This is a genomic window from Paenibacillus sp. ov031 (assembly GCF_900143165.1).
Lineage (GTDB): Bacteria > Bacillota > Bacilli > Paenibacillales > Paenibacillaceae > Paenibacillus > Paenibacillus marchantiae.
This window is the reverse complement of record NZ_FRDO01000004.1, coordinates 169,962-189,513: the sequence shown is the minus strand read 5'-3', so window position 1 is coordinate 189,513 and position 19,552 is coordinate 169,962. Positions and strand designations below refer to the sequence as shown.

The following is a 19,552-nucleotide window of genomic DNA, read 5'->3' as shown; positions in this document are numbered from 1 at the left end:
TTCACAGACCTCTGATCCGGCGCTGAGCGACTCATCTCATTCGGCAGCTTAATCGTGCTGGAAACATATGCTGTCTTTCGCCGGATACATAACTTTCCCAACCTTAACAAACAATGAATACAGGATTACACACAGTACATGCAGTCACATCTGTTGACTTATTTTCATTTCAAGGGAGGTTCTGTATCTTGCCAGCTCAAACTAAGGGTAGTAGTAAAAAATCATCATCATCCCTGTCCATCAGTGAACAGGAATATAAAAAAGTCGCCAAAAAACATGAGCCTGCCCGTCCAATCTGGACGAACTGTATTAAGGCATTCTTCGTCGGCGGATTCATCTGCGTCATTGGACAGGCTATCCAGGAAGCGTTTATGGCCGGGTTTGACATGACATCGAAAGAAGCTGCCAGTCCAACCGTTGCGGTCATGATCCTCATTTCAGTCATCCTGACTTGCCTCGGTGTCTACGATAAAATGGCACAATGGGCGGGTGCTGGAACGGCTGTCCCTGTCACCGGGTTTGCCAACTCCATGTGTTCGGCAGCACTGGAGCATCGCGCCGAGGGACTGGTGCTTGGGGTTGGTGCCAACATGTTCAAGCTGGCAGGCTCAGTTATCGTGTTTGGTGTCGTTGCTGCCTTCATCGTGGGGATTGTATATGCCATCCTCGGCTTCGGAGGTGGACATCTATGAAACGCCTGGGCCAACAAACCTGGCAATTTGAGAACCGTCCACGGATTATCGGCAGATCGGCAGTCGTAGGACCGGATGAAGGCAAAGGGCCTCTAACATCAGATTTTGATTATGTATATGACAATTTGGAAATTGGGGAGAAAACCTGGGAAAAGGCAGAACGCAAGCTTCTTGAACAGGCTTCCCAAATGGCATTAATCAATGCGAATATCACAAAAGAAGAGCTTCAGTTCTTTGTTGGTGGAGATCTGATGAATCAGATTATAAGTAGTTCCTTTTCTGCCCGCAAGTTGGGTGTACCCTATCTGGGGGTATTTGGTGCCTGTTCAACGTCGATGGAAACGTTGGCTCTCGCCTCACTCATTGTGGACTCGGGTGCAGGGGATTATGTACTCGCGGGTACGGTGAGTCACAACTGTACGGTGGAAAAGCAATTTCGTTATCCAACGGAATATGGTTCCCAGAAGCCGCCATATGCGCAGTATACGGTCACCGGTTCTGGCTGTGGTGTGGTTTCTCGTACCGGCGAAGGTCCTGTAGTTACCAAAGCGACTATTGGTCGAATTATGGATATGGGCATCAAAGATCCGTTTAACATGGGATCTGCGATGGCGCCTGCGGCAGCGGATACTATCGTTTCCCATTTTCGGGATACAGGGTTGGAACCCGGTTATTATGATCTCATTGTGACAGGCGATCTGGCATCCGTGGGACTTCCCATTACCAAAGAATTGCTGCAAAAAGAGGGTATTCCCATGGAACAGACGGTTTTCAATGACTGCGGACTGATGATTTATGATCGGGAGAAGCAACCTTACGTTGTCGCTGGAGGCAGTGGCTGTGGATGTTCTGCAACAGTGACTTACGGTCACATTTTGAACCGGATGCAAAAGGGTGAACTCAATAAGGTATTAGTGGTCGCTACCGGTGCATTGTTGTCTCCACTTTCATACCAGCAGGGCGAGAGCATTCCTTGTATTGCGCATGCCGTAGCCATAGAAAAGGAGGGATAAAGGATGCAGTTTTTATGGGCATTTATTGTTGGCGGGTTGATATGTGTCGTGGGACAACTTCTGATGGATGGTGTCAAACTGACTCCTGCACATACGATGAGTACACTTGTTGTGGCTGGTGCGGTTGCGGATGCGTTTGGGCTGTATGATCCACTCGTCAAATTTGCAGGGGCAGGCGCTTCCATCCCCATTACCAGTTTTGGTAACTCCCTCGTGCACGGGGCATTGACGGAACTGGAGAAAGAGGGATGGATCGGTGTCATTACGGGGATATTCGATTTGACCGCGGCGGGTATTTCCTCAGCGATTATCTTTTCTTTTCTCGCGGCATTGGTGGTTCGGCCGAAAGGGTAACAGAGCATGGCAGAGCTAGCCATTATATATGGAATCAGCAGAGGCTTCGGATAACTTCTATCCGAGCCTCTTTTTGTCGTAATCATGCGATAACTGCGGTGAATCTGACGGCTGGAAACAAATTATGAGTTCCTTCGAGTGTACTCGCGCCCTTGGATCATGTACAATAAAAGGAAATCTGTATGCTTTTTTAGGAGGTTAGACCACATGCCTGTGCGCAAAGAGTCGATCCAAATCATATCAGCAGTTCGTTCTAATCTGGAATCATGCATAATGGGGAAATCCTTTGAAATTCAACTTTTGCTCACAGCTTTGCTTGCAGGCGGACACGTTCTGATTGAAGACGTACCAGGAACAGGCAAGACGCAGTTGGTTAAAGCGTTATCGAAATCCATGCGCGGAGAGTACCGCCGCATTCAATGTAATCCTGATATTTTACCAAGTGACATCACGGGGGTATCCGTGTTCCATCCACGTGACGAGCGCTTTTACTTCCGTCCGGGTCCGGTCATGACGAACATTTTGCTGGCAGACGAGATTAACCGGGCAACTACGAAAACGCAGTCCGCTTTGCTGGAAGTCATGGAAGAGCGCAGTGTGACGGTAGATGGTGATACGTATGATCTGCCTCATCCATTTATGCTCTGTGCAACCCAGAATCCAATCGATTTTGAAGGAACGTACACATTGCCGGAAGCGCAATTGGACCGGTTTATGTTGAAAATAAGTCTGGGTTATCCCGACAAGGATATCGAGAAAACGTTGCTGAAGCAGCATCAGTCGGGTCAGCCTGTTGATCGGCTTGAATCCGTAACCCATATGGATCAGATATCAGCCATTCAACAGGAAATCAAGGAAGTATTCATCGGTGATCCGGTCATGGATTATCTGCTTGATGTGGTTCGCAAAACTCGCTCCCACCCATCCGTACTTCTGGGCGCCAGCCCGCGGGCAGCCATTTCATTTATGATGGCCGTGAAGGCTTTTGCCTTTTTGCAGGAACGTGACTACGTGCTTCCGGATGACGTGAAAACGATGGCACCTTATGTCATCTCCCATCGGATCGTGCTGCGTCCCGAATCGAGACTGGACAGCATGAGCTCCGAGGCTGTATTAAAATCCGTACTTCAACAGGTTCGAGTGCCCGTCTCCATGGGGCAATAATTGATGAAGCCGCTTTTGAGTACAGTCAGAAGGGGAATACGCCACCCCCGCGTATGGAGCATCGCGGCGGTGTGGATGTGCTGTTTGGCTTATGTTTTGTTCCAGGGCGGGAAGACCTCCCTGATGCTGCTGTCGATGGTGACTCTGATTTGTATTTACCTTGCGATTGCTGGTTTTAGCGGTGTACGTCGTACTCATGGCGTGCGCAAGCTCTCTTCTGGTCAGGATCATGAAGAGCTGCTGCATGCCGGTGACCAGGTACAGGTGCAGTTAAGTCTGAACATCCCGGGATTTCTGCCACTTCCTTATGTGGTTGTGCGCGAAATGCTGCATCGGCATAACGGCGAATCCTGGTCTTTCAAAGAAAGCCTCATTCCGAGCATGCGAGGGTATGGTGAATTGTCTTTTCAAACCCCGCCGCTGGAGCGGGGAAAGTATGTCTTTTCCGAAACGGAATGTGCCAGCGAGGACATCTTTGGTCTGATCGAGCATCGGGGAACGTTCAAAGCCAAAGGGGAATTCCGGGTGTTGCCGCGCACGGTATTTATCCCGTACTGGCAGCTATATGATCGCAAATCACGGTTATCCGGTCCACAGACGGCCTTGACCCGCTCGCGCAGGGAAACGACCCAGATTAACGGCGTGCGTGACTACGTTTATGGCGACCGACTTTCCCGCATTCACTGGAATGCAACGGCAAAGACGGGAACGTGGAAGTCCAAGGAATTTGAACATGAGTCGGTTCCGAAAACGATTCTGGTGCTGGATGCGCTGTCAGGCAGCTATGAACATGGTGAGGCCTTTGAACTGGCTGTGTCCACGGCTGCCTCGCTGCTGGAGTATGGAACAAGAGAACGAATGGGTATGGGGCTGCTGACACTGTCGGAGAAGACATCATTTTTTGCTCCCAGTGAAAGTCCGATGGAGCGGCAGAAGATGATTCATCATCTGGTAGATATCCAATATAACGGCCAAGAGAATCGGCTGCTGCCCGGTGTTGAGAAGATGTCACGTCAGTTTCCTCAAGGCGCGTATTTTGTAGTGATTTCTCCCCAGAAGGATGAAAAAGTTCTCGAACTGCTCCGATGGGCCGACACACGAGGGATGACCCCTTGTCATATTCTGATTGAACCCACTGATTCCCGCCGGAGTTCCGAGTGGAATGCGATGCTGCGTGGAAGAGGTACAAGATCCTTTACCGTTTCCCATTTGCAGGAGCTTCCAACGGTTATGGGGGGAGGTAGTGTATGAGTACTAAAGGCAAAGAGCTGACAGTGGGGAGAAGGTCCTGGTATCATGCGGCTTCGTTACTCTGGATTTTCCTGATTGGCATGCAGTGGATATCATTCACACAGGAATCCTGGTATACCGAGACCACTTCATTGGTGCTGTGGACGCTCGCAGCGGTCAGTATTCTGGAAGTGATTCTGCCTTTCAAAATAATGATACGAACTATAATCAAGGCGGTTGTCCTTGTATATATTTTGCATAAGACATTAATCGATTACACCGTTTATATTCCTTACGGCACGTTAATGGAGCGTACAGAGCAATTTGTGCTGCACCTGGCACCTTACATCTGGTTCTCCCTGTGCGCGTGGGTGATGCTTGAAGCTGCCCTGCGCCTGGTGACTACAACGCGCCGAATTCTCGTTTTTCTGGGCATTAACATTATCTCGATGGGAATTCTCGACTCCTTTACCCAGTTTCCACTCTGGATTGAAATCGCCTGGGTTATGTTTGCAGGAATGGGATGGCTGGTATGTCAGCACTTCCGTAATTTCCAACTGCAATATCCACAAGGGTGGAAGCGAATTATCCGAAATCCCTACAAAATTCTGGCCAACATTGCCATCATATTCTCTTTGATTATCGTAGCCAGTGTGAATATGCCGGAAGTTCCTCCTACCTTGACGGATCCTTATACCGCGTGGCGTAACTACACCGGAAGTTCGGGGAGTCAGACAGGCAACGGCACACTGGACATTCCGACAGCTACCGAGTCAGGGTACAGCAGGGAAGACAACCAGCTTGGCGGAGGGTTTAACTTCGACTATACACCTGTCATGTCTGTCACTACCAATGAGCGCAGTTACTGGCGTGGTGAGACGCGGGCAGAGTATACGGGAACAGGCTGGGATGATCGCGGACGAGGTGCGACAGAGGATGTTGAGGCGGGACAAGCACTGGAGAATGATGAACCCGGAAATGTAACCACCAAGCAAGTCACTCAGAAAGTGACGATGTTGAATGATAACGTGTATCCGATCCTCTTTGGAGCCTATTCCATCTCGAAAGTCACATCTGTCAATGGTGAGGCAAATTCAGACCGGATGTTATGGAATCCAGAGCAGGCAGAACTTCATGTCGTAACAGACCGTCAGCAACCGCAATATCCAAAGACGTATACGATTGTATCGGAAGCGCCAGTTATTGTGGAAGATGAACTTCGTACCAAATCTTTTGATGATCTGTATACGAGCAATCCGGCAGATGATATGTACCTGCAGCTGCCATCCAGATTCCCAGATCGGGTGACGGACCTGGCGACTGAAATTACAGCATCGGCAAATACGCCGTATGAAAAAGTGGCATTACTGCAAAACTATTTACAACAAAATTTTGATTACACAAACAATCCGGATTTATCCCGAAAAGTAAGTAGTGACTTTGTTGAAGGATTTTTATTTGACATTCGTGAAGGGTATTGTGATTATTTCTCGACTGCACTGGTTATGATGGCGCGCTCCGAAGGGATTCCCGCTCGTTGGGTGAAAGGGTACGCACCTGGACAGCTGTCGCTGAATTCAGACATGCAGGCCCCGCGCCAACCTGGAGCTGAGATCGAGACAACTTACACTGTAACGAATGCAGACGCGCATTCTTGGGCTGAAGTTTATTTTGGCGAGTATGGATGGATTCCGGTTGAAGCGACGCCGGGCTTTGACATGCCGTTGCTCACGGAACAACCGGATGTACAGCCGGTAGATGAGCCTGAAGAACAACCTGAAGAGGAACCGGTAAAAGAGGAAGAGCAGACTCCTGCGCCTGAGCAGGCTTCATCCAGCATCCCGACTTTTGTAATCTGGGTTGCGGGAGCCATCATCGTATTGTGGGTGGCTTATATGTTCTGGCGAAATCGCCTCTCGCTTCGATTCTTCGTGCTTCGTCTCCGGACAGGTGGACCGCTAACCCCTGAACAAAAGGTAGTGGCAGAGACCGAACGCTGGATACGTTATGCGAAGCGCAAAGGATTGACCCGAAGCGGGGACGAGACACTTCGTGAATCGGTAACCCGCTGGAGCCAGCTGAAACCAGCTGCAGCAGCGACATTGCATGAACTTCTAGCGAAGTTTGAACAGACTCGTTATAGTCCAGCTTCTGTAACTGCAGACGATTGGAAGGCCGTCTATCAAACTGCTTCGAGGCTGCGTAAGGAACTTAAAGCGGAACGGGCGTAATGTCGCCCGTCCCGTTTTTCCTTTTTTCCTATACCGTGAGGCGCTGTATGCATTTTCAGGAAAGACGGATTTGTGATATAGTGTGTCGTATGAAACTGAGGTGACTTCTTTGTTTGAAATGTTAATGCCCAAGCTGCGTGTAGACACGGTTTTTGACATTAATCTGGAAGAGCTATACGCTCAAGGCTACCGTGGAATTATAACTGATCTGGACAATACACTCGTTGGGGCGAAAGCTCCTGATGCCACGCCCGAACTGATTGAGTGGTTCGCACGTGTCAAAGAGGCTGGTTTCCAGCTCATGATTGTGTCCAATAACAATTTGAATCGTGTATCCCTGTTTGCGACGCCACTGGATATCCAGTTTGTGCATAGTGCACGCAAACCATCGAATGTTCCGTTTCGTAGAGCAATGAAGATGATGGAGTTAACTCCTGAAAAAACGATTGTGGTAGGCGATCAGATGCTTACAGATGTCTATGGAGGGAATCGACTGGGACTCTATACGGTTCTGGTATTGCCGATCTCCATTGGAGATGAAGGCTTCATGACCCGCTTCAATCGGCGCGTGGAACGGATTGCTCTAACGAGTTTGCGCAAGAAAGGCTTATGGCTTGAGGAGGAAAAGAAGAAATGACAGAACCGCATAACGGCAATATTGCCGTAAGGTGCAGCGGATGCGGAGTGCATCTGCAAACGGAAAACCCGGAATTACCAGGATTCATCCCCGAAAAAGCGTTGGATCGTGAACCCGTCATTTGCCAGCGTTGTTTCCGTATTAAAAATTACAATGAGTCATCATCCGTTACAGTGGATCAGGACGAGTTCTTGGCCCTGCTCAGCAAAATCGGGGATAAGGATGCACTTGTCATCCATATCGTTGATCTGTTTGACTTTGATGGCAGTATCATCTCTGGTTTGCAGCGTTTTGTAGGCAACAATCCGGTATTGCTTGCCGTGAACAAAACGGACTTGCTTCCAAAAGTAACCAACTGGAACAAGGTTCGCAACTGGGTGCAAAAACAGGCCAAAGAACAAGGTTTGCGTACGGTAGATGTCGTTCTGTGCAGTGCGAAGCAAAATCAGGGCTTCGACCGACTGCTTGAGCTTGTCGGGACGTATCGCGGAGATCGTGACGTATATGTGGTTGGTGGTACTAATGTGGGCAAATCCACACTGATTAACCGTCTGATTCGTGATTACAGTGATCTCGAGCAGGAACTCACGACATCCCGTTATCCGGGGACGACGCTCGATATGGTTAATATTCCACTGGACGATGGAAAAGCTATTATTGATACACCGGGAATTGTATACCCTTGGCGTTTCAGTGAGATTGTGTCCCGTAAAGATCTGGCTGCCATTATGCCAGAAAAACCGCTTAAACCGGCTGTTTATCAGTTGAATTCTGGTCAGACGCTGTTCTTCGGCGGCATGGCTCGTTTTGACTTTGTAGAGGGAGATCGTCAGTCCTTCACTTGTTTTATCAGCACTGCACTTGATATTCACCGGACGAAGCTGGAACGTGCAGACGACTTGTATCGTGACCATCTGGGTGAGTTACTGTCTCCACCAACGCGTGAAGATGCAGCGGATATGCCTGAATGGACCAGACATGAATTCCGTATCAAACGTGGTAGTCAGTCGGATGTATTCATTTCCGGACTGGGCTGGATTAAGGTTAACGGTGAGAATGGGGCGCTTGTAGCTGTTCATGCTCCAAAAGGTATTCGTGTACTGATCCGCCCATCCTTGATCTAATGTAATTACAGCAGCATTTTCACCAGATCGGAGGCGGAAGTATGTCGGAACAGAAAAAAACAAATCCTTCACTCCCTGTCCTGCTTGGCGTTATGGGTGATCCCATTGCACATTCCAAATCGCCTGCTATGCATAATGCGGCTCTGCAGGCTGCAGGAGTGAATGGAATGTATATGCCGCTGCATGTTCGTCCCGAGCAGCTGGAATCCGCCATTCGAGGCATTGTGGCGCTGGGGTACCGCGGTGTGAATGTAACCATTCCGCACAAAGAACAGGTGATGCAGTATCTTGATGTCATTGATGAAAGTGCACGCCTGATTGGCGCGGTGAACACCATTGTCAATGAAGAAGGCAAGCTGACAGGGTATAATACGGATGGCATCGGTTATGTGCGTTCCTTGAAGGAAGAAGCTGTTCCGGAACTCGCAGGTAAACGTATCGCTGTTCTGGGGGCTGGCGGAGCAGCAAGAGGTGTGATATACGCTCTTGCTTTGGAGAAGCCTGAACGGATTAGTATTCTTAACCGTACAGCCGACAGAGCCGTTGCCCTTGCTTCCGATCTGCGCGCTCATGGACTGGGTGACATCACAGGTAGTGGAATGGAAGAGGCTGCTGCGGTACTGGCTTCGGCTGATATCGTGATTAACACGACAGCAGCAGGTATGCATCCGCATGTAGATGACGTACCTGTTGACCCTGCACTCATTCGAGCAGGTGCAGCAGTAAGCGACCTTATCTACAATCCGCTGGAAACACGCCTGCTTCGCGAGTCAAGGCAGCGTGGATGTACTGTGCATGGTGGTCTTGGTATGTTTATATACCAAGGTGCGGTAGCATTCGAGCACTGGCTCGGCATCCCGGCGCCCGTGGAGACGATGCGGCGCGCAGTGTTAGACAGTTTTTAATATTGTAAAATGAAAACAAGATTACACGATGACTAAGAGTGCAGAACCAATCTGAAGAAACGAAGTTCTCGCCTTTATCACCGGATTTCCCCCTTTATAAATGAAATGAAGAAATCTGGGGATAACAGCGATCGTAAGATGGTACTGCAATCGTAGTCACACTGTGTAAACTTTGTTAGTTCGTTTTATGAATGTAAAAATATAATTGAACGGTCAGGCCTAGGGCAGACATTGTGCTGTTGCTAAGGCTTGCTCACCATAAGGAGTATGGAGTATTCATGTTAAACGGTAAACAAAAGCGGTTTTTGCGTTCACAAGCACATCATCTGACCCCTGTATTTCAAATTGGCAAAGGGGGAACAAATGAGCATCTGTTCCGTCATATCGAAGATGCAATCGAGAAGCGTGAATTGATGAAAGTGCAAGTGCTGAACAACAATGACGAGGACAGAAAAGAGATGGCCGAAGAAGTTGCCCGTGAAACGGGTAGTGAGCTTGTACAAGTCATCGGTAACACAATCATCCTGTACAAAGAATCGCGCGATAACAAACAAATCGAACTACCTAGATAAGGGAGTGTGACGCGGGTGAAGATCGGTATCATGGGTGGTACGTTTGATCCGATCCACATGGGACACCTCCTGGCAGCTGAAGCGGCAAGGGATTCGCATGCACTGGATGAGATCTGGTTCATGCCTTCCCATGTTCCACCTCACAAACGCGGCGCCGGAGCTTCGGGACAGCAACGTCTCGATATGACGGAAGCGGCTGTGAAAGGTGTGCAGCAATATGAGGTGCTGGGTATCGAGATGGAACTTGGCGGTGTGTCCTATACCATTGATACCATGAAGGAGCTTTGGCGCCGCTATCCGCAGCATGAATTTTACTTCATTGTTGGAGCGGATATGGTGAACTATCTTCCCAAATGGGAGCAGATCGAAGAGCTCGCCGAACGTTTAACCTTCATCGGTGTGGGAAGACCGGGATTCCAGTTACATCTGGATGACCTGCCGGACGCGTTGCAGGATCGGGTATTGTTGGCTGAGATGCCCCTAGTGGACATATCATCGACAGCCGTACGCAGACGTCTTGCCAAAGGTCATTCGGTACGTTTCATGATTCCTGATGAGGTGCACCAATACATTGTAAGGAGCGGTTTATATGGAACTAAGCCGTGACGAACTGATCCGCGCAGTTTCCGGTCAAATGCCAGAGAAGCGTTGGAAGCATACGCTGGGTGTCATGGAGTCGGCAGTGTTATTGGCTGAAAAATATGGTGCTGATCCTGTAAAAGCGGATTTGGCAGCAATCTTGCATGATGTGGCCAAGTATTGGCCCGTATCCGAGATGGAAGCGGTCATCCGTGATAATGGTTTGAACGAAGAACTTTTGCAGCATGACAAGCAGCTCTGGCATTCCGAAGTGGGTGCTTTTGTTGCCAAACGTGACTACGGCATTGATGATGAAGAAATTATTAATGCTATTCGCTGGCATACCTCAGGTCGAGTGGGCATGAGCCTGCTGGATAAAGTGGTATGTCTTGCGGATTATATTGAACCGGGAAGAGACTTCCCGGGAGTAAATCATATTCGCGAACAGGCTGAGCTCAGTCTGGAAGAAGGTCTAATTGCCGGTTTTGACTCAACGATCAGCTTGTTGATCTCGCAGCGCCGTGTCATTTACCCTTTGACCATGTTGTCGCGGAATGACTTGATTGCACATTTATAGATTAGATTATGGAGGTTGGTTCATGACAGTATCATCGAAAGAACTTATGAATATGGCGGTTGCGGCCGCTGACGATAAAAAAGCATCCAACATTGTAGCACTGGATCTGATTGGTATCTCGCTGGTAGCGGACTATTTTGTTATCTGTCACGGGAATTCCGATACTCAGGTACAGGCGATTGCAACAGAGATTCGTAAACAGGCGCATGCTGCCGGCGTGAATATCAAAGGCATCGAAGGTATGGATTCGGCACGTTGGGTATTGATGGATATGGGTGATGTGGTTGTTCATATCTTCCACCGTGACGAGCGTGAGTATTACAACATTGAACGACTGTGGTCTGATGCCAAAGTGGTGGAAACGGTATGAGTTTGATCGCAGGAACAGTCGTCAACTTGCCGGTTTCACGTGAAGTGTCTCCGTTTGGCTACTTTTTGACGACAGGATCGGAAGATGTACTGCTTCACTATACGGAGCTTACACGGGACGTTAAAATTGGAGAAACGCTGGAGGTCTTTCTGTTCTTTGATACGGAAGATCGCCTGGCGGCAACCATGAAAAAACCATATCTCACCCTTGGCGAAATGGCACGTCTGGTTGTGGCTGACAACCATCCACGCCTCGGCTGTTTCCTCGAGATGGGGCTTGGGCGGCAATTGCTGCTCCCGATTCGAGAATTGCCTGAGTTGGAAGAATTACGTCCTCATGTAGGCGATGAAGTTTTTGTCCTTATGGAGCATGACAAGCAAGGGCGTTTGCGGGCGAAATTGGCTGGGGAACGTGAGCTTTCACCATTGTCTTTCCATGCGCCAACCTCTTGGGTCAACGAATGGGTTGAAGCAACGGTGTACAAGCCACTTCAGATGGGTACTTTTGTACTTGTTGACGGTGGTGTCCTGGGCTTTGGCGCTATTGGCATGATTCATTCCTCGGAACGAAATCGCATGCTACGTCTAGGTGAGAAGGTGAAATGCCGGGTAACCATGGTACGTGAAGATGGACGTGTCAATCTGGCGATGTCTCCTCTCAAAGAGGTTGGTCGCAATGAAGATGCAGACAAACTGCTTGCTTTCATGAAAGAGCGCCCTACGGGCGGCATGCCGTATTCGGATGCAACCCCGCCGGACATCATCAAGCAGCGTTTTGGTATCAGTAAATCCGCTTTCAAGCGGGCCTTGGGCAAACTGATGAAGGATGGTCTGGTAACTCAAAAGGAAAACTGGACTTATCTGACAGAGTCTGTACCTCAGGATCAGAACGAGGACAAGTAGACAAACGGGTAGAATGGATCAAGCATACGCTTGAATCCACAAGTAAAGGCAGGGCAAGGCTGGGTGAACTCCGGACGCCCCTGCTTTTTCTTTTGTTCAAAAGAGATTCGAAAATGAAATTGAAAGTGCGGTGCCTGACATGTCTTACCGGAAATTTGCCTATGTGTACGATGAATTAATGGAGGATATGCCTTATCCGGACTGGATAAGGTTTGCGAGAACGGCTTGGGAACGGCATGGCATGCCGAAAAGTGTGGCTGAACTGGGCTGTGGAACCGGCTCAATTACGATCCCACTGGTGAACTCCGGCTTTGAAGTTACAGGTATTGACCTGTCAGCGGACATGCTGTCTGTTGCACGCAGTAAAATGGAGGCCACGCCTCAAGGCCACCGCTTATATCGGGAAGGCAGTGTCCGCTGGGTGCAGCAGGATATGCGGGACTGGAGAGTGCCGGAGCCTGTGGACTCGGTGATATCGTTCTGTGATTGCGTGAATTATCTGCTTGAAAAAGAGGATATCGTCCGTACCTTTCAGCGTACTTACGAGATGCTAAAGCCGGAGGGCACATTCCTGTTCGATGTACATCATCCGAATACCCTTATTCGATACGAAGAGGAGCAACCATTTGTGTTGGACGAACGCTCCGTATCGTATATTTGGACCTGTGATATGGATCATGAACGGTGTGAGATTGAGCATCATCTAAGTATCTTTTCGCGTGTGGCTGAGAGCGGCAAGGATATGTACCAACGGTTTGAAGAGGTTCATGTTCAGCGTGCGTATGATCCGGACTGGATGAAGCTGGAGCTCACGAAGGCTGGCTTCAGAGATGTACGTGTATATGCTGATTTTGAGTGGAAAGAGGCGGGAGAAGGCGCACAGCGTCTATTCTATGTAGCCGTGAAATAGGATTAAGATAAAGAACTGTCCTTATGATGTATAAGGGCAGTTCTTTGTTTATAAGAATGTTTTTTTATATGTAATAAAAGTTATTGCCAGTGGGGTTAAAGGAAGCCATAATAGTTGGATGGAAAACGTTTTCTAATTAGTAGAATCCTGAAAAATTAAATTCTGGGTGGGATGCAGAATGGAAAGTACATACAAAACAAGGCTTACTTCCGAACAATTAGACAGAATTGTGCAGCAGCACTTTAACACAGGTGTCCAAGAATACAAAGAGATGATTGACGGGTGGGCAAACCACGCTTACTTTATTACCAAGAAAGACGGACAGAAGGTTGTACTCAAAATAGCTCCTTCTAATGGCATTAAGCTGATGCGCTGCGAACAGCATGTCATGGTTGCTGAGGTTGAAGCACTACGACTCGCGGCAGAACTTCAGGATGTACCCGTTCCTCGGGTATTGGCCTATGATCCATCGCTCACCCTGGTTCCGGCAGAATATTTTATTATGGAGTACATGCCAGGAACGCCGTATAACAAAGTCAAAGATCAGTACAGTGCAGAAGAGCAGGAATCCATAGAGCAGCAGCTGGGTGCATACAATCGTCGGATCAATGAAATTAAAGGAGAGAAGTTTGGTTACTTTTCTTCAAAGAAATCGCATTATACAACGTGGAAAGAAGCTTTCATGAGCCTAATGGATGATATGCTTGCAGATAGCAAAGCAGCGGGTGTGGAATTTTCGATTCGTTATGAGGAACTGGAGCGTTTGATTCAAGAGAAATCGGATGTGCTGGATGATGTCAAAGAGCCTGTGCTTGTACATTGGGATTTGTGGGATGGGAATGTATTTGTAGAGGCGGGGAAAATCACCGCCATTATCGATTTCGAACGTTCCCTTTGGGCAGATCCTTTAATGGAGCACTATTTCAGTCATTTTAATAATACACCGGGATTCCTCAAAGGATATGGTAGAGCAGTTACAACAGACAGTGAACGAAAAAGAAGAAGTTTATATGATCTGTATTTTGATCTGGCGCTGAGAATCGAGTGTCCGTATCGTCAATACGAGAACAAGGAACACATTCAGTGGTCGATTGATAATCTAGAAGAAGGAATCAAGCGATTTCAGTCGTCTTAATGTGTATACTGATGCATAGCATTGCTTATACTCAACAGACAGTGTAATATTGACTTTAATGCTTCTTTTTTATATAATGTTTCCGATCATATCGTATACATATTTCGATGATAAGGATCAGTAGTGAATCCTGTACATGACAGAGAGCCGGCGCTTGGTGCAAGTCGGTTGACAGTATTTCACGAACTCGCCTTGGAGAAATGCGGTGATTACACCATCTTGCAACCGACTGATTAACACTCGGGTTCAGGAATGGAAATCCGCATCGGTTAACCGCCGTTACAGGTCCAAAGGGAGTGGATGACGAAGCACGATCGTCCGCTAACTAGGGTGGTACCACGGGAATTCAACCTCTCGTCCCTAGCGCTGCAAACGCTACGGGATGCTGAGGTTTTTTTGTTGCAATAAAAGCGAATAACCAGAGGAGGAACAATAGATGAGTGAGAATCAACAGCCGAAACACGGCTATAAGCCACAAGACATGGAGAAAAGTTGGCAGCAATACTGGGATGACAATAAAACGTTTAAAACGGGTGAAGATCCCGCTAAACCGAAGTTTTATGCCTTAGATATGTTTCCGTATCCATCCGGCTCAGGCCTGCACGTAGGTCACCCGGAAGGATATACGGCAACGGATATCGTATCCCGTTTCAAACGTATGCGCGGTTTCAATGTATTGCATCCAATGGGTTGGGACGCTTTCGGCCTGCCTGCTGAGCAGCATGCATTGGATACTGGTGAGCATCCACGGGATATTACATTCCGCAATATTGACAATTTCCGTCGTCAGATCAAATCACTGGGTTTCTCATATGACTGGGATCGGGAGATCAGCACAACAGACCCTGACTATTACAAATGGACGCAATGGATCTTCATCCAGTTGTACAATAAAGGCCTGGCTTATGTAGATGAAGTGCCTGTGAACTGGTGCGAAGCTTTGGGAACGGTACTGGCGAACGAAGAAGTTATCGACGGTAAGAGTGAGCGTGGTGGACATCCGGTCGTTCGTAAACCGATGCGCCAATGGGTATTGAGAATTACGGAATATGCAGAGCGTTTGCTGGAAGACTTGGAAGAGCTGGACTGGTCGGAAAGTATCAAGGATATGCAGCGCAACTGGATCGGCAAATCGACCGGGGCGGAAGTTACTTTTGCCATTGAGGGTCATGAAGAAGTTATTAAAGTGTTTACGACACGTGCAGATACTTTGTTTGGTGCAAGCTATGCTGTATTGGCACCAGAGCATGAGCTGGTTGAAGTCATTACAACGGCTGAACAGCGTGAAGCAATCAAGGCATATCAGGAACAGGCTGCTCGCAAGAGTGATCTGGAACGTACTGATTTGGCTAAAGACAAAACGGGTGTGTTCACAGGAACTTATGCAATCAATCCGGTAAACGGAGCGAAGGTGCCAATCTGGATCGCCGATTATGTTCTGGCTGGATACGGCACAGGGGCGATCATGGCCGTTCCGGGACATGACGCTCGTGACTGGGAGTTTGCAAAACAGTTTGGTCTGGACATCATCGAGGTTGTACAGGGTGGCGACGTGACACAAGAAGCGTATTCCGGAGACGGACCGCATGTGAACTCCGATTTCCTGAACGGATTGAACAACGAAGAAGCGATTGCGAAGATGATTGCCTGGTTGGAAGAGAATGGTAAGGGGCAAGGCAAGGTAACCTATCGTCTGCGCGATTGGCTGTTCAGCCGTCAGCGTTACTGGGGTGAACCAATCCCGATTCTGCATCTGGAAGACGGAACGATGAAGACGGTGCCGGAAGATCAACTGCCTTTGCTGCTGCCGGATATTGACCAGATCAAACCCTCGGGCACTGGAGAGTCACCACTGGCGAATGTTACGGAATGGGTTAACACCGTAGATCCGGAAACGGGAATGAAAGCACGTCGCGAGACGAACACAATGCCACAATGGGCCGGTAGCTGCTGGTATTACCTGCGCTTTATTGATCCACACAATGACAAGGAACTGATCTCTCAGGAGAAACAGCAGCAATGGCTGCCAGTTGATCTGTATATCGGGGGAGCAGAGCACGCGGTGCTTCACTTGCTGTACGCTCGTTTCTGGCATAAAGTGCTGTATGATCTGGGTGTGGTGCATACCAAAGAGCCGTTCCACAAACTGGTCAACCAAGGTATGATCCTGGGAACCAACAATGAGAAGATGAGTAAATCCCGTGGTAATGTTATTAACCCGGATGAGATCGTCAATGAATTCGGTGCAGATACATTGCGTCTGTATGAAATGTTCATGGGGCCTCTGGAGGCGACAAAACCATGGAACGCTAACGGGGTTGAGGGCATGCACCGCTTCCTGTCACGTGTATGGCGTCTGTTCATCAATGAAGATACAGGTGCAATTAATGACAAGATCACAGCAGATGGTGGAACCGATGAGTTCAAGCGGACTGCACACAAGACAATCAAAAAGGTTACAGAGGATATGGAACATCTGCGTTTCAACACAGCGATCAGCCAGTTGATGATCTTCATCAACGATGCGTACAAAGCAGATACGCTGCCGCGTGAAGCAATGGAGAACTTTGTACAGCTGTTGTCACCGCTGGCACCGCATATGGCAGAGGAGCTGTGGAGCCGTCTCGGTCATGAAGGTGGAATCTCTTACGTAGCTTGGCCTGAGTATGATGAGTCCATGACGGTGGACGCCGAAGTGGAGATTGTTGTTCAAGTGAATGGCAAAATTGTAACCCGTGCTACGATCGCGAAGGATCTGGACGCACAGGGCATGCAGGACTTTACAATGGAACTGGCACCTGTGAAACAGGCACTGGAAGGCAAGACCATTCGCAAGGTCATTGCCGTTCCAGGCAAACTCGTTAATATTGTTGCCGGTTAATCTCACCGGCTTTGAATAGTTCATCCAGCTTCAACAAATCTTCATCATATTTGTCATGAGTCGTCTGGATCAGGCTGTCAAAAACCCCATTCAGACTGACCTTTAGCAGGGCAAGTGCCTGTGCGGTGATGCCGCCAGGTACAGCCACGCGAGCCTGAAGTTCTTGCGGGGTGTATCCTCCTTCGGTGAGCAGCTTGCCTGTTCCCAGGAGCATCTCGCCGGCAAGGGCGCAGGCGTCGGCTCGTTTGATGCCTGTAAGCTTGACGGCACTCTCAATCCATTGCTCCAGAAAGAACGATATGAATGCAGGTCCGCAGCTGGAGAAGTCGGATGTGATCCGGGTACAGGCTTCATCCACTTGATAGGGTCTGCCGATATGACTGAGCAGCCCTTCCAGCACCGCGCGGTCTTCGGTAGTCATTCGCTCACCGTGTATACACAGGGACGCTCCGCTGCCGACCTGGTGCGTAACGCTGGGGATAACTTTGGAGACTTTGCAAGGAAGTGAAGATTCCAGATGGCGCAGCTGCACGGGACTGGTGATCGAGACGATTATATGATTGGGATTCACGACAGGCAGGATGTCGTCAATGACATGTTTGAATTCAAGTGGCTTCACGCACAAAAAGATGATATTGCTGCGGATGACGGTTTCCCGGTTGCTCTGTGATTCATGCAGACCGGGGTAACGGAGGGATAGCTGCCGTACTTTGGAAGGGGTTCTATTGCTGGCGGCGATCTGCCGTGGCTCAAGTGCACCGGATTGAATCAAGGCATAGATCAGCAGGCTGCCCATGCTGCCGGTTCCGATAAATCCAACCTTCATTGTTCAGGCCTCCTTTCATGCTTTACGGTAATGGCGCAGTTCTTTCCCTCTAGTGTATGCGTCAGGACCTGCTTCACATGACATGAAAATAGTACAGCTTGGTTTACCAGGCAAATCCAACGGTTCGGAAGCACCGCCCGTGTTCAGAATAGATTTATTTTGAATCCAGGGAGAGGTGTGGAAGAAAATGAGATGGAACAAGGGGATGACCATTGCTGCGGCGGTGGTCGGATGTATTCTGATATTATGGTCGGGCAAAAGTGAACAGCCGCCTTTGGGCTGGGAACCTATGCAGCTCGCCACCGAGAAGCCGACGATAGAGCAGGAAACCCCTGCTGTACAGTCGGCTACTTTGGTTCAGGAACAAACGAAGGCTTCCGATGCAGAACAGAGATCGTCAACAACAGAGGCCCCAGTAGAGACTAATCTGGTTGATGCCGCAGCAGGGAAAGTGTCTGATCAGACAGTTGCAGTTAAGCAAACGGATACTCCTACTGATGGGACACAAACGAAATCCGAGGCAGCGGTTGTTTCACCAGACAATAACCAAGCTTTGGTTAGTAATGAAGCTGTCGACAATGGCAAAATTGATGTCAATACAGCTCCGGCAGCGAAGCTTATGGACCTTCCTGGAATTGGGGAGAAAAAGGCGCAAGCCATTATTGATTATCGTAATTCCCATGGTCCGTTTACCAAAGTCAGCGATCTGACCAAAGTGAAAGGAATCGGAATGAAGATGCTGGAGAAAATGGCTCCGTATGTTCAGATCAGGTAATCACGCAATATTAAATATTAGGATATAAGTTGAATTGGAAATGACATAAGAACGAAGGATGGGTTCAACTTGTATCCGATGGGAGGGAAACGGTTATGAGCACGGCAGACGTACGCAAAGACTGGGATACGTATTTCATGGACATCGCATATATGGTCTCTACCCGTTCCCGCTGTTCACGCCGTCATGTTGGGGCTGTACTTGTGCAGGGGAAGAAACTGCTTGGAACAGCCTATAATGGTGCGCCCATGGGGGTTCCGGACTGCTCTGAAGCAGGATGCATGATCTCAGAAGAATATGAGCTGGTGGTAACCGACGGTCAGGAGGAAATGGTTAAAAAGCAACGCTGTATTCGTACTATTCATGCGGAGCAGAATTTGCTTTTGTTCACCGATCGAATTGACCGCGAAGGCTCTTCTGTATATGTCACTGATGAACCTTGTTGGACTTGCTCTAATATGCTCGCGAATAGCGGTATTACAGAAATCGTGTTTCATCGCCCGTATCCCAAGGACACAGGCAAGGTAACAAATATGATGAAGCAAAAAGGTATTACGTTTCGTAAGCTGGAAAATTACCAGCCTCCGCGGGAGACGATGATGACAGTAAGTGACTAGAACCAATATAATATTCAAATTTGCGGGGAAGAACCTCCGGTTGCTGTATCAGCTGCCG

At 48.7% G+C, this 19,552-nt stretch carries 20 protein-coding genes and 1 other annotated feature; of the genes, 19 read left to right on the top strand and 1 reads right to left on the bottom strand.

Annotated features, from left to right (window positions below):
- The first annotated feature begins 188 nt into the window (after positions 1–188).
- The 17 genes from spoVAC (at position 189) to leuS (ending at position 17,276) form a co-directional block, all read left to right on the top strand.
- Positions 189–692 carry a stage V sporulation protein AC gene (gene spoVAC / locus BUA17_RS18365; RefSeq protein WP_063567264.1) on the top strand — a complete coding sequence of 168 codons (504 nt, stop codon included), beginning with the start codon at positions 189–191 and terminating at the stop codon, positions 690–692.
- Positions 689–1,705: a stage V sporulation protein AD gene (spoVAD, locus tag BUA17_RS18360; protein ID WP_063567265.1), complete on the top strand. Its 1,017-nt coding sequence runs from the start codon at positions 689–691 to the stop codon at positions 1,703–1,705. Before spoVAC ends, spoVAD begins: the two co-directional genes overlap by 4 nt.
- A gap of 3 nt (positions 1,706–1,708) precedes the next feature.
- Positions 1,709–2,059 carry a stage V sporulation protein AE gene (gene spoVAE, locus BUA17_RS18355; protein WP_053781314.1) on the top strand — a complete coding sequence of 117 codons (351 nt, stop codon included), beginning with the start codon at positions 1,709–1,711 and terminating at the stop codon, positions 2,057–2,059.
- A 207-nt stretch (positions 2,060–2,266) separates the two neighbouring features.
- Positions 2,267–3,223, top strand: a complete 957-nt coding sequence (locus BUA17_RS18350; protein ID WP_063567266.1) for an AAA family ATPase — start codon at positions 2,267–2,269, stop codon at positions 3,221–3,223.
- A gap of 3 nt (positions 3,224–3,226) precedes the next feature.
- Entirely contained in the window at positions 3,227–4,474 is a 1,248-nt protein-coding gene (locus BUA17_RS18345) for a DUF58 domain-containing protein (protein ID WP_090809897.1), read from the top strand.
- The gene (locus tag BUA17_RS18340) at positions 4,471–6,684 is read left to right on the top strand and encodes a transglutaminase TgpA family protein (protein ID WP_072734526.1); all 2,214 of its coding nucleotides are present in this window, start codon (positions 4,471–4,473) and stop codon (positions 6,682–6,684) included. The genes BUA17_RS18345 and BUA17_RS18340 overlap by 4 nt, the downstream gene beginning before the upstream one ends.
- A gap of 109 nt (positions 6,685–6,793) precedes the next feature.
- Positions 6,794–7,321 (top strand): YqeG family HAD IIIA-type phosphatase, encoded by a 528-nt coding sequence (locus tag BUA17_RS18335; RefSeq protein WP_064636329.1) that lies wholly within the window; start codon positions 6,794–6,796, stop codon positions 7,319–7,321.
- Positions 7,318–8,445 (top strand): ribosome biogenesis GTPase YqeH, encoded by a 1,128-nt coding sequence (yqeH, locus tag BUA17_RS18330; protein ID WP_024628522.1) that lies wholly within the window; start codon positions 7,318–7,320, stop codon positions 8,443–8,445. The genes BUA17_RS18335 and yqeH overlap by 4 nt, the downstream gene beginning before the upstream one ends.
- Before the next feature lie 41 nt (positions 8,446–8,486).
- On the top strand, positions 8,487–9,350 hold the full coding sequence (gene aroE, locus BUA17_RS18325; RefSeq protein ID WP_072734525.1) for a shikimate dehydrogenase: 864 nt from the start codon (positions 8,487–8,489) through the stop codon (positions 9,348–9,350).
- 278 nt (positions 9,351–9,628) lie between these two features.
- The gene (gene yhbY, locus BUA17_RS18320) at positions 9,629–9,922 is read left to right on the top strand and encodes a ribosome assembly RNA-binding protein YhbY (RefSeq protein ID WP_063567269.1); all 294 of its coding nucleotides are present in this window, start codon (positions 9,629–9,631) and stop codon (positions 9,920–9,922) included.
- 15 nt (positions 9,923–9,937) lie between these two features.
- A complete protein-coding gene (locus BUA17_RS18315) occupies positions 9,938–10,528 on the top strand; it encodes a nicotinate-nucleotide adenylyltransferase (protein ID WP_072734524.1) in 591 nt (196 codons plus the stop codon).
- Positions 10,512–11,078 (top strand): bis(5'-nucleosyl)-tetraphosphatase (symmetrical) YqeK, encoded by a 567-nt coding sequence (gene yqeK / locus BUA17_RS18310; protein WP_072734523.1) that lies wholly within the window; start codon positions 10,512–10,514, stop codon positions 11,076–11,078. The genes BUA17_RS18315 and yqeK overlap by 17 nt, the downstream gene beginning before the upstream one ends.
- Before the next feature lie 22 nt (positions 11,079–11,100).
- Positions 11,101–11,448 carry a ribosome silencing factor gene (gene rsfS, locus BUA17_RS18305; RefSeq protein WP_072734522.1) on the top strand — a complete coding sequence of 116 codons (348 nt, stop codon included), beginning with the start codon at positions 11,101–11,103 and terminating at the stop codon, positions 11,446–11,448.
- Complete coding sequence (locus BUA17_RS18300) at positions 11,445–12,350, top strand: CvfB family protein (protein WP_072734521.1); 906 nt, start codon at positions 11,445–11,447, stop codon at positions 12,348–12,350. Before rsfS ends, BUA17_RS18300 begins: the two co-directional genes overlap by 4 nt.
- A gap of 139 nt (positions 12,351–12,489) precedes the next feature.
- Complete coding sequence (locus tag BUA17_RS18295) at positions 12,490–13,260, top strand: class I SAM-dependent DNA methyltransferase (protein ID WP_063567273.1); 771 nt, start codon at positions 12,490–12,492, stop codon at positions 13,258–13,260.
- 178 nt (positions 13,261–13,438) lie between these two features.
- Positions 13,439–14,395 carry a phosphotransferase family protein gene (locus BUA17_RS18290; RefSeq protein WP_072734520.1) on the top strand — a complete coding sequence of 319 codons (957 nt, stop codon included), beginning with the start codon at positions 13,439–13,441 and terminating at the stop codon, positions 14,393–14,395.
- Positions 14,396–14,493: 98 nt separating this feature from the next.
- Positions 14,494–14,760: a binding site (T-box leader), on the top strand.
- Positions 14,761–14,831: 71 nt separating this feature from the next.
- A complete protein-coding gene (gene leuS, locus BUA17_RS18285; RefSeq protein ID WP_063567275.1) occupies positions 14,832–17,276 on the top strand; it encodes a leucine--tRNA ligase in 2,445 nt (814 codons plus the stop codon).
- Here leuS and comER read toward each other — a convergent pair.
- Entirely contained in the window at positions 17,257–18,102 is an 846-nt protein-coding gene (gene comER / locus BUA17_RS18280; protein WP_063567276.1) for a late competence protein ComER, read from the bottom strand. The two genes, leuS and comER, sit on opposite strands and share 20 nt — an antisense overlap.
- 187 nt (positions 18,103–18,289) lie before the next feature.
- Here comER and BUA17_RS18275 point away from each other — a divergent pair, with 187 nt between their 5' ends.
- Positions 18,290–18,877, top strand: coding sequence for a ComEA family DNA-binding protein (locus tag BUA17_RS18275; RefSeq protein WP_072734519.1), 588 nt, complete (start codon positions 18,290–18,292; stop codon positions 18,875–18,877).
- A 95-nt stretch (positions 18,878–18,972) separates the two neighbouring features.
- Positions 18,973–19,494: a deoxycytidylate deaminase gene (locus tag BUA17_RS18270; RefSeq protein ID WP_063567278.1), complete on the top strand. Its 522-nt coding sequence runs from the start codon at positions 18,973–18,975 to the stop codon at positions 19,492–19,494.
- Positions 19,495–19,552 lie beyond the last annotated feature (58 nt).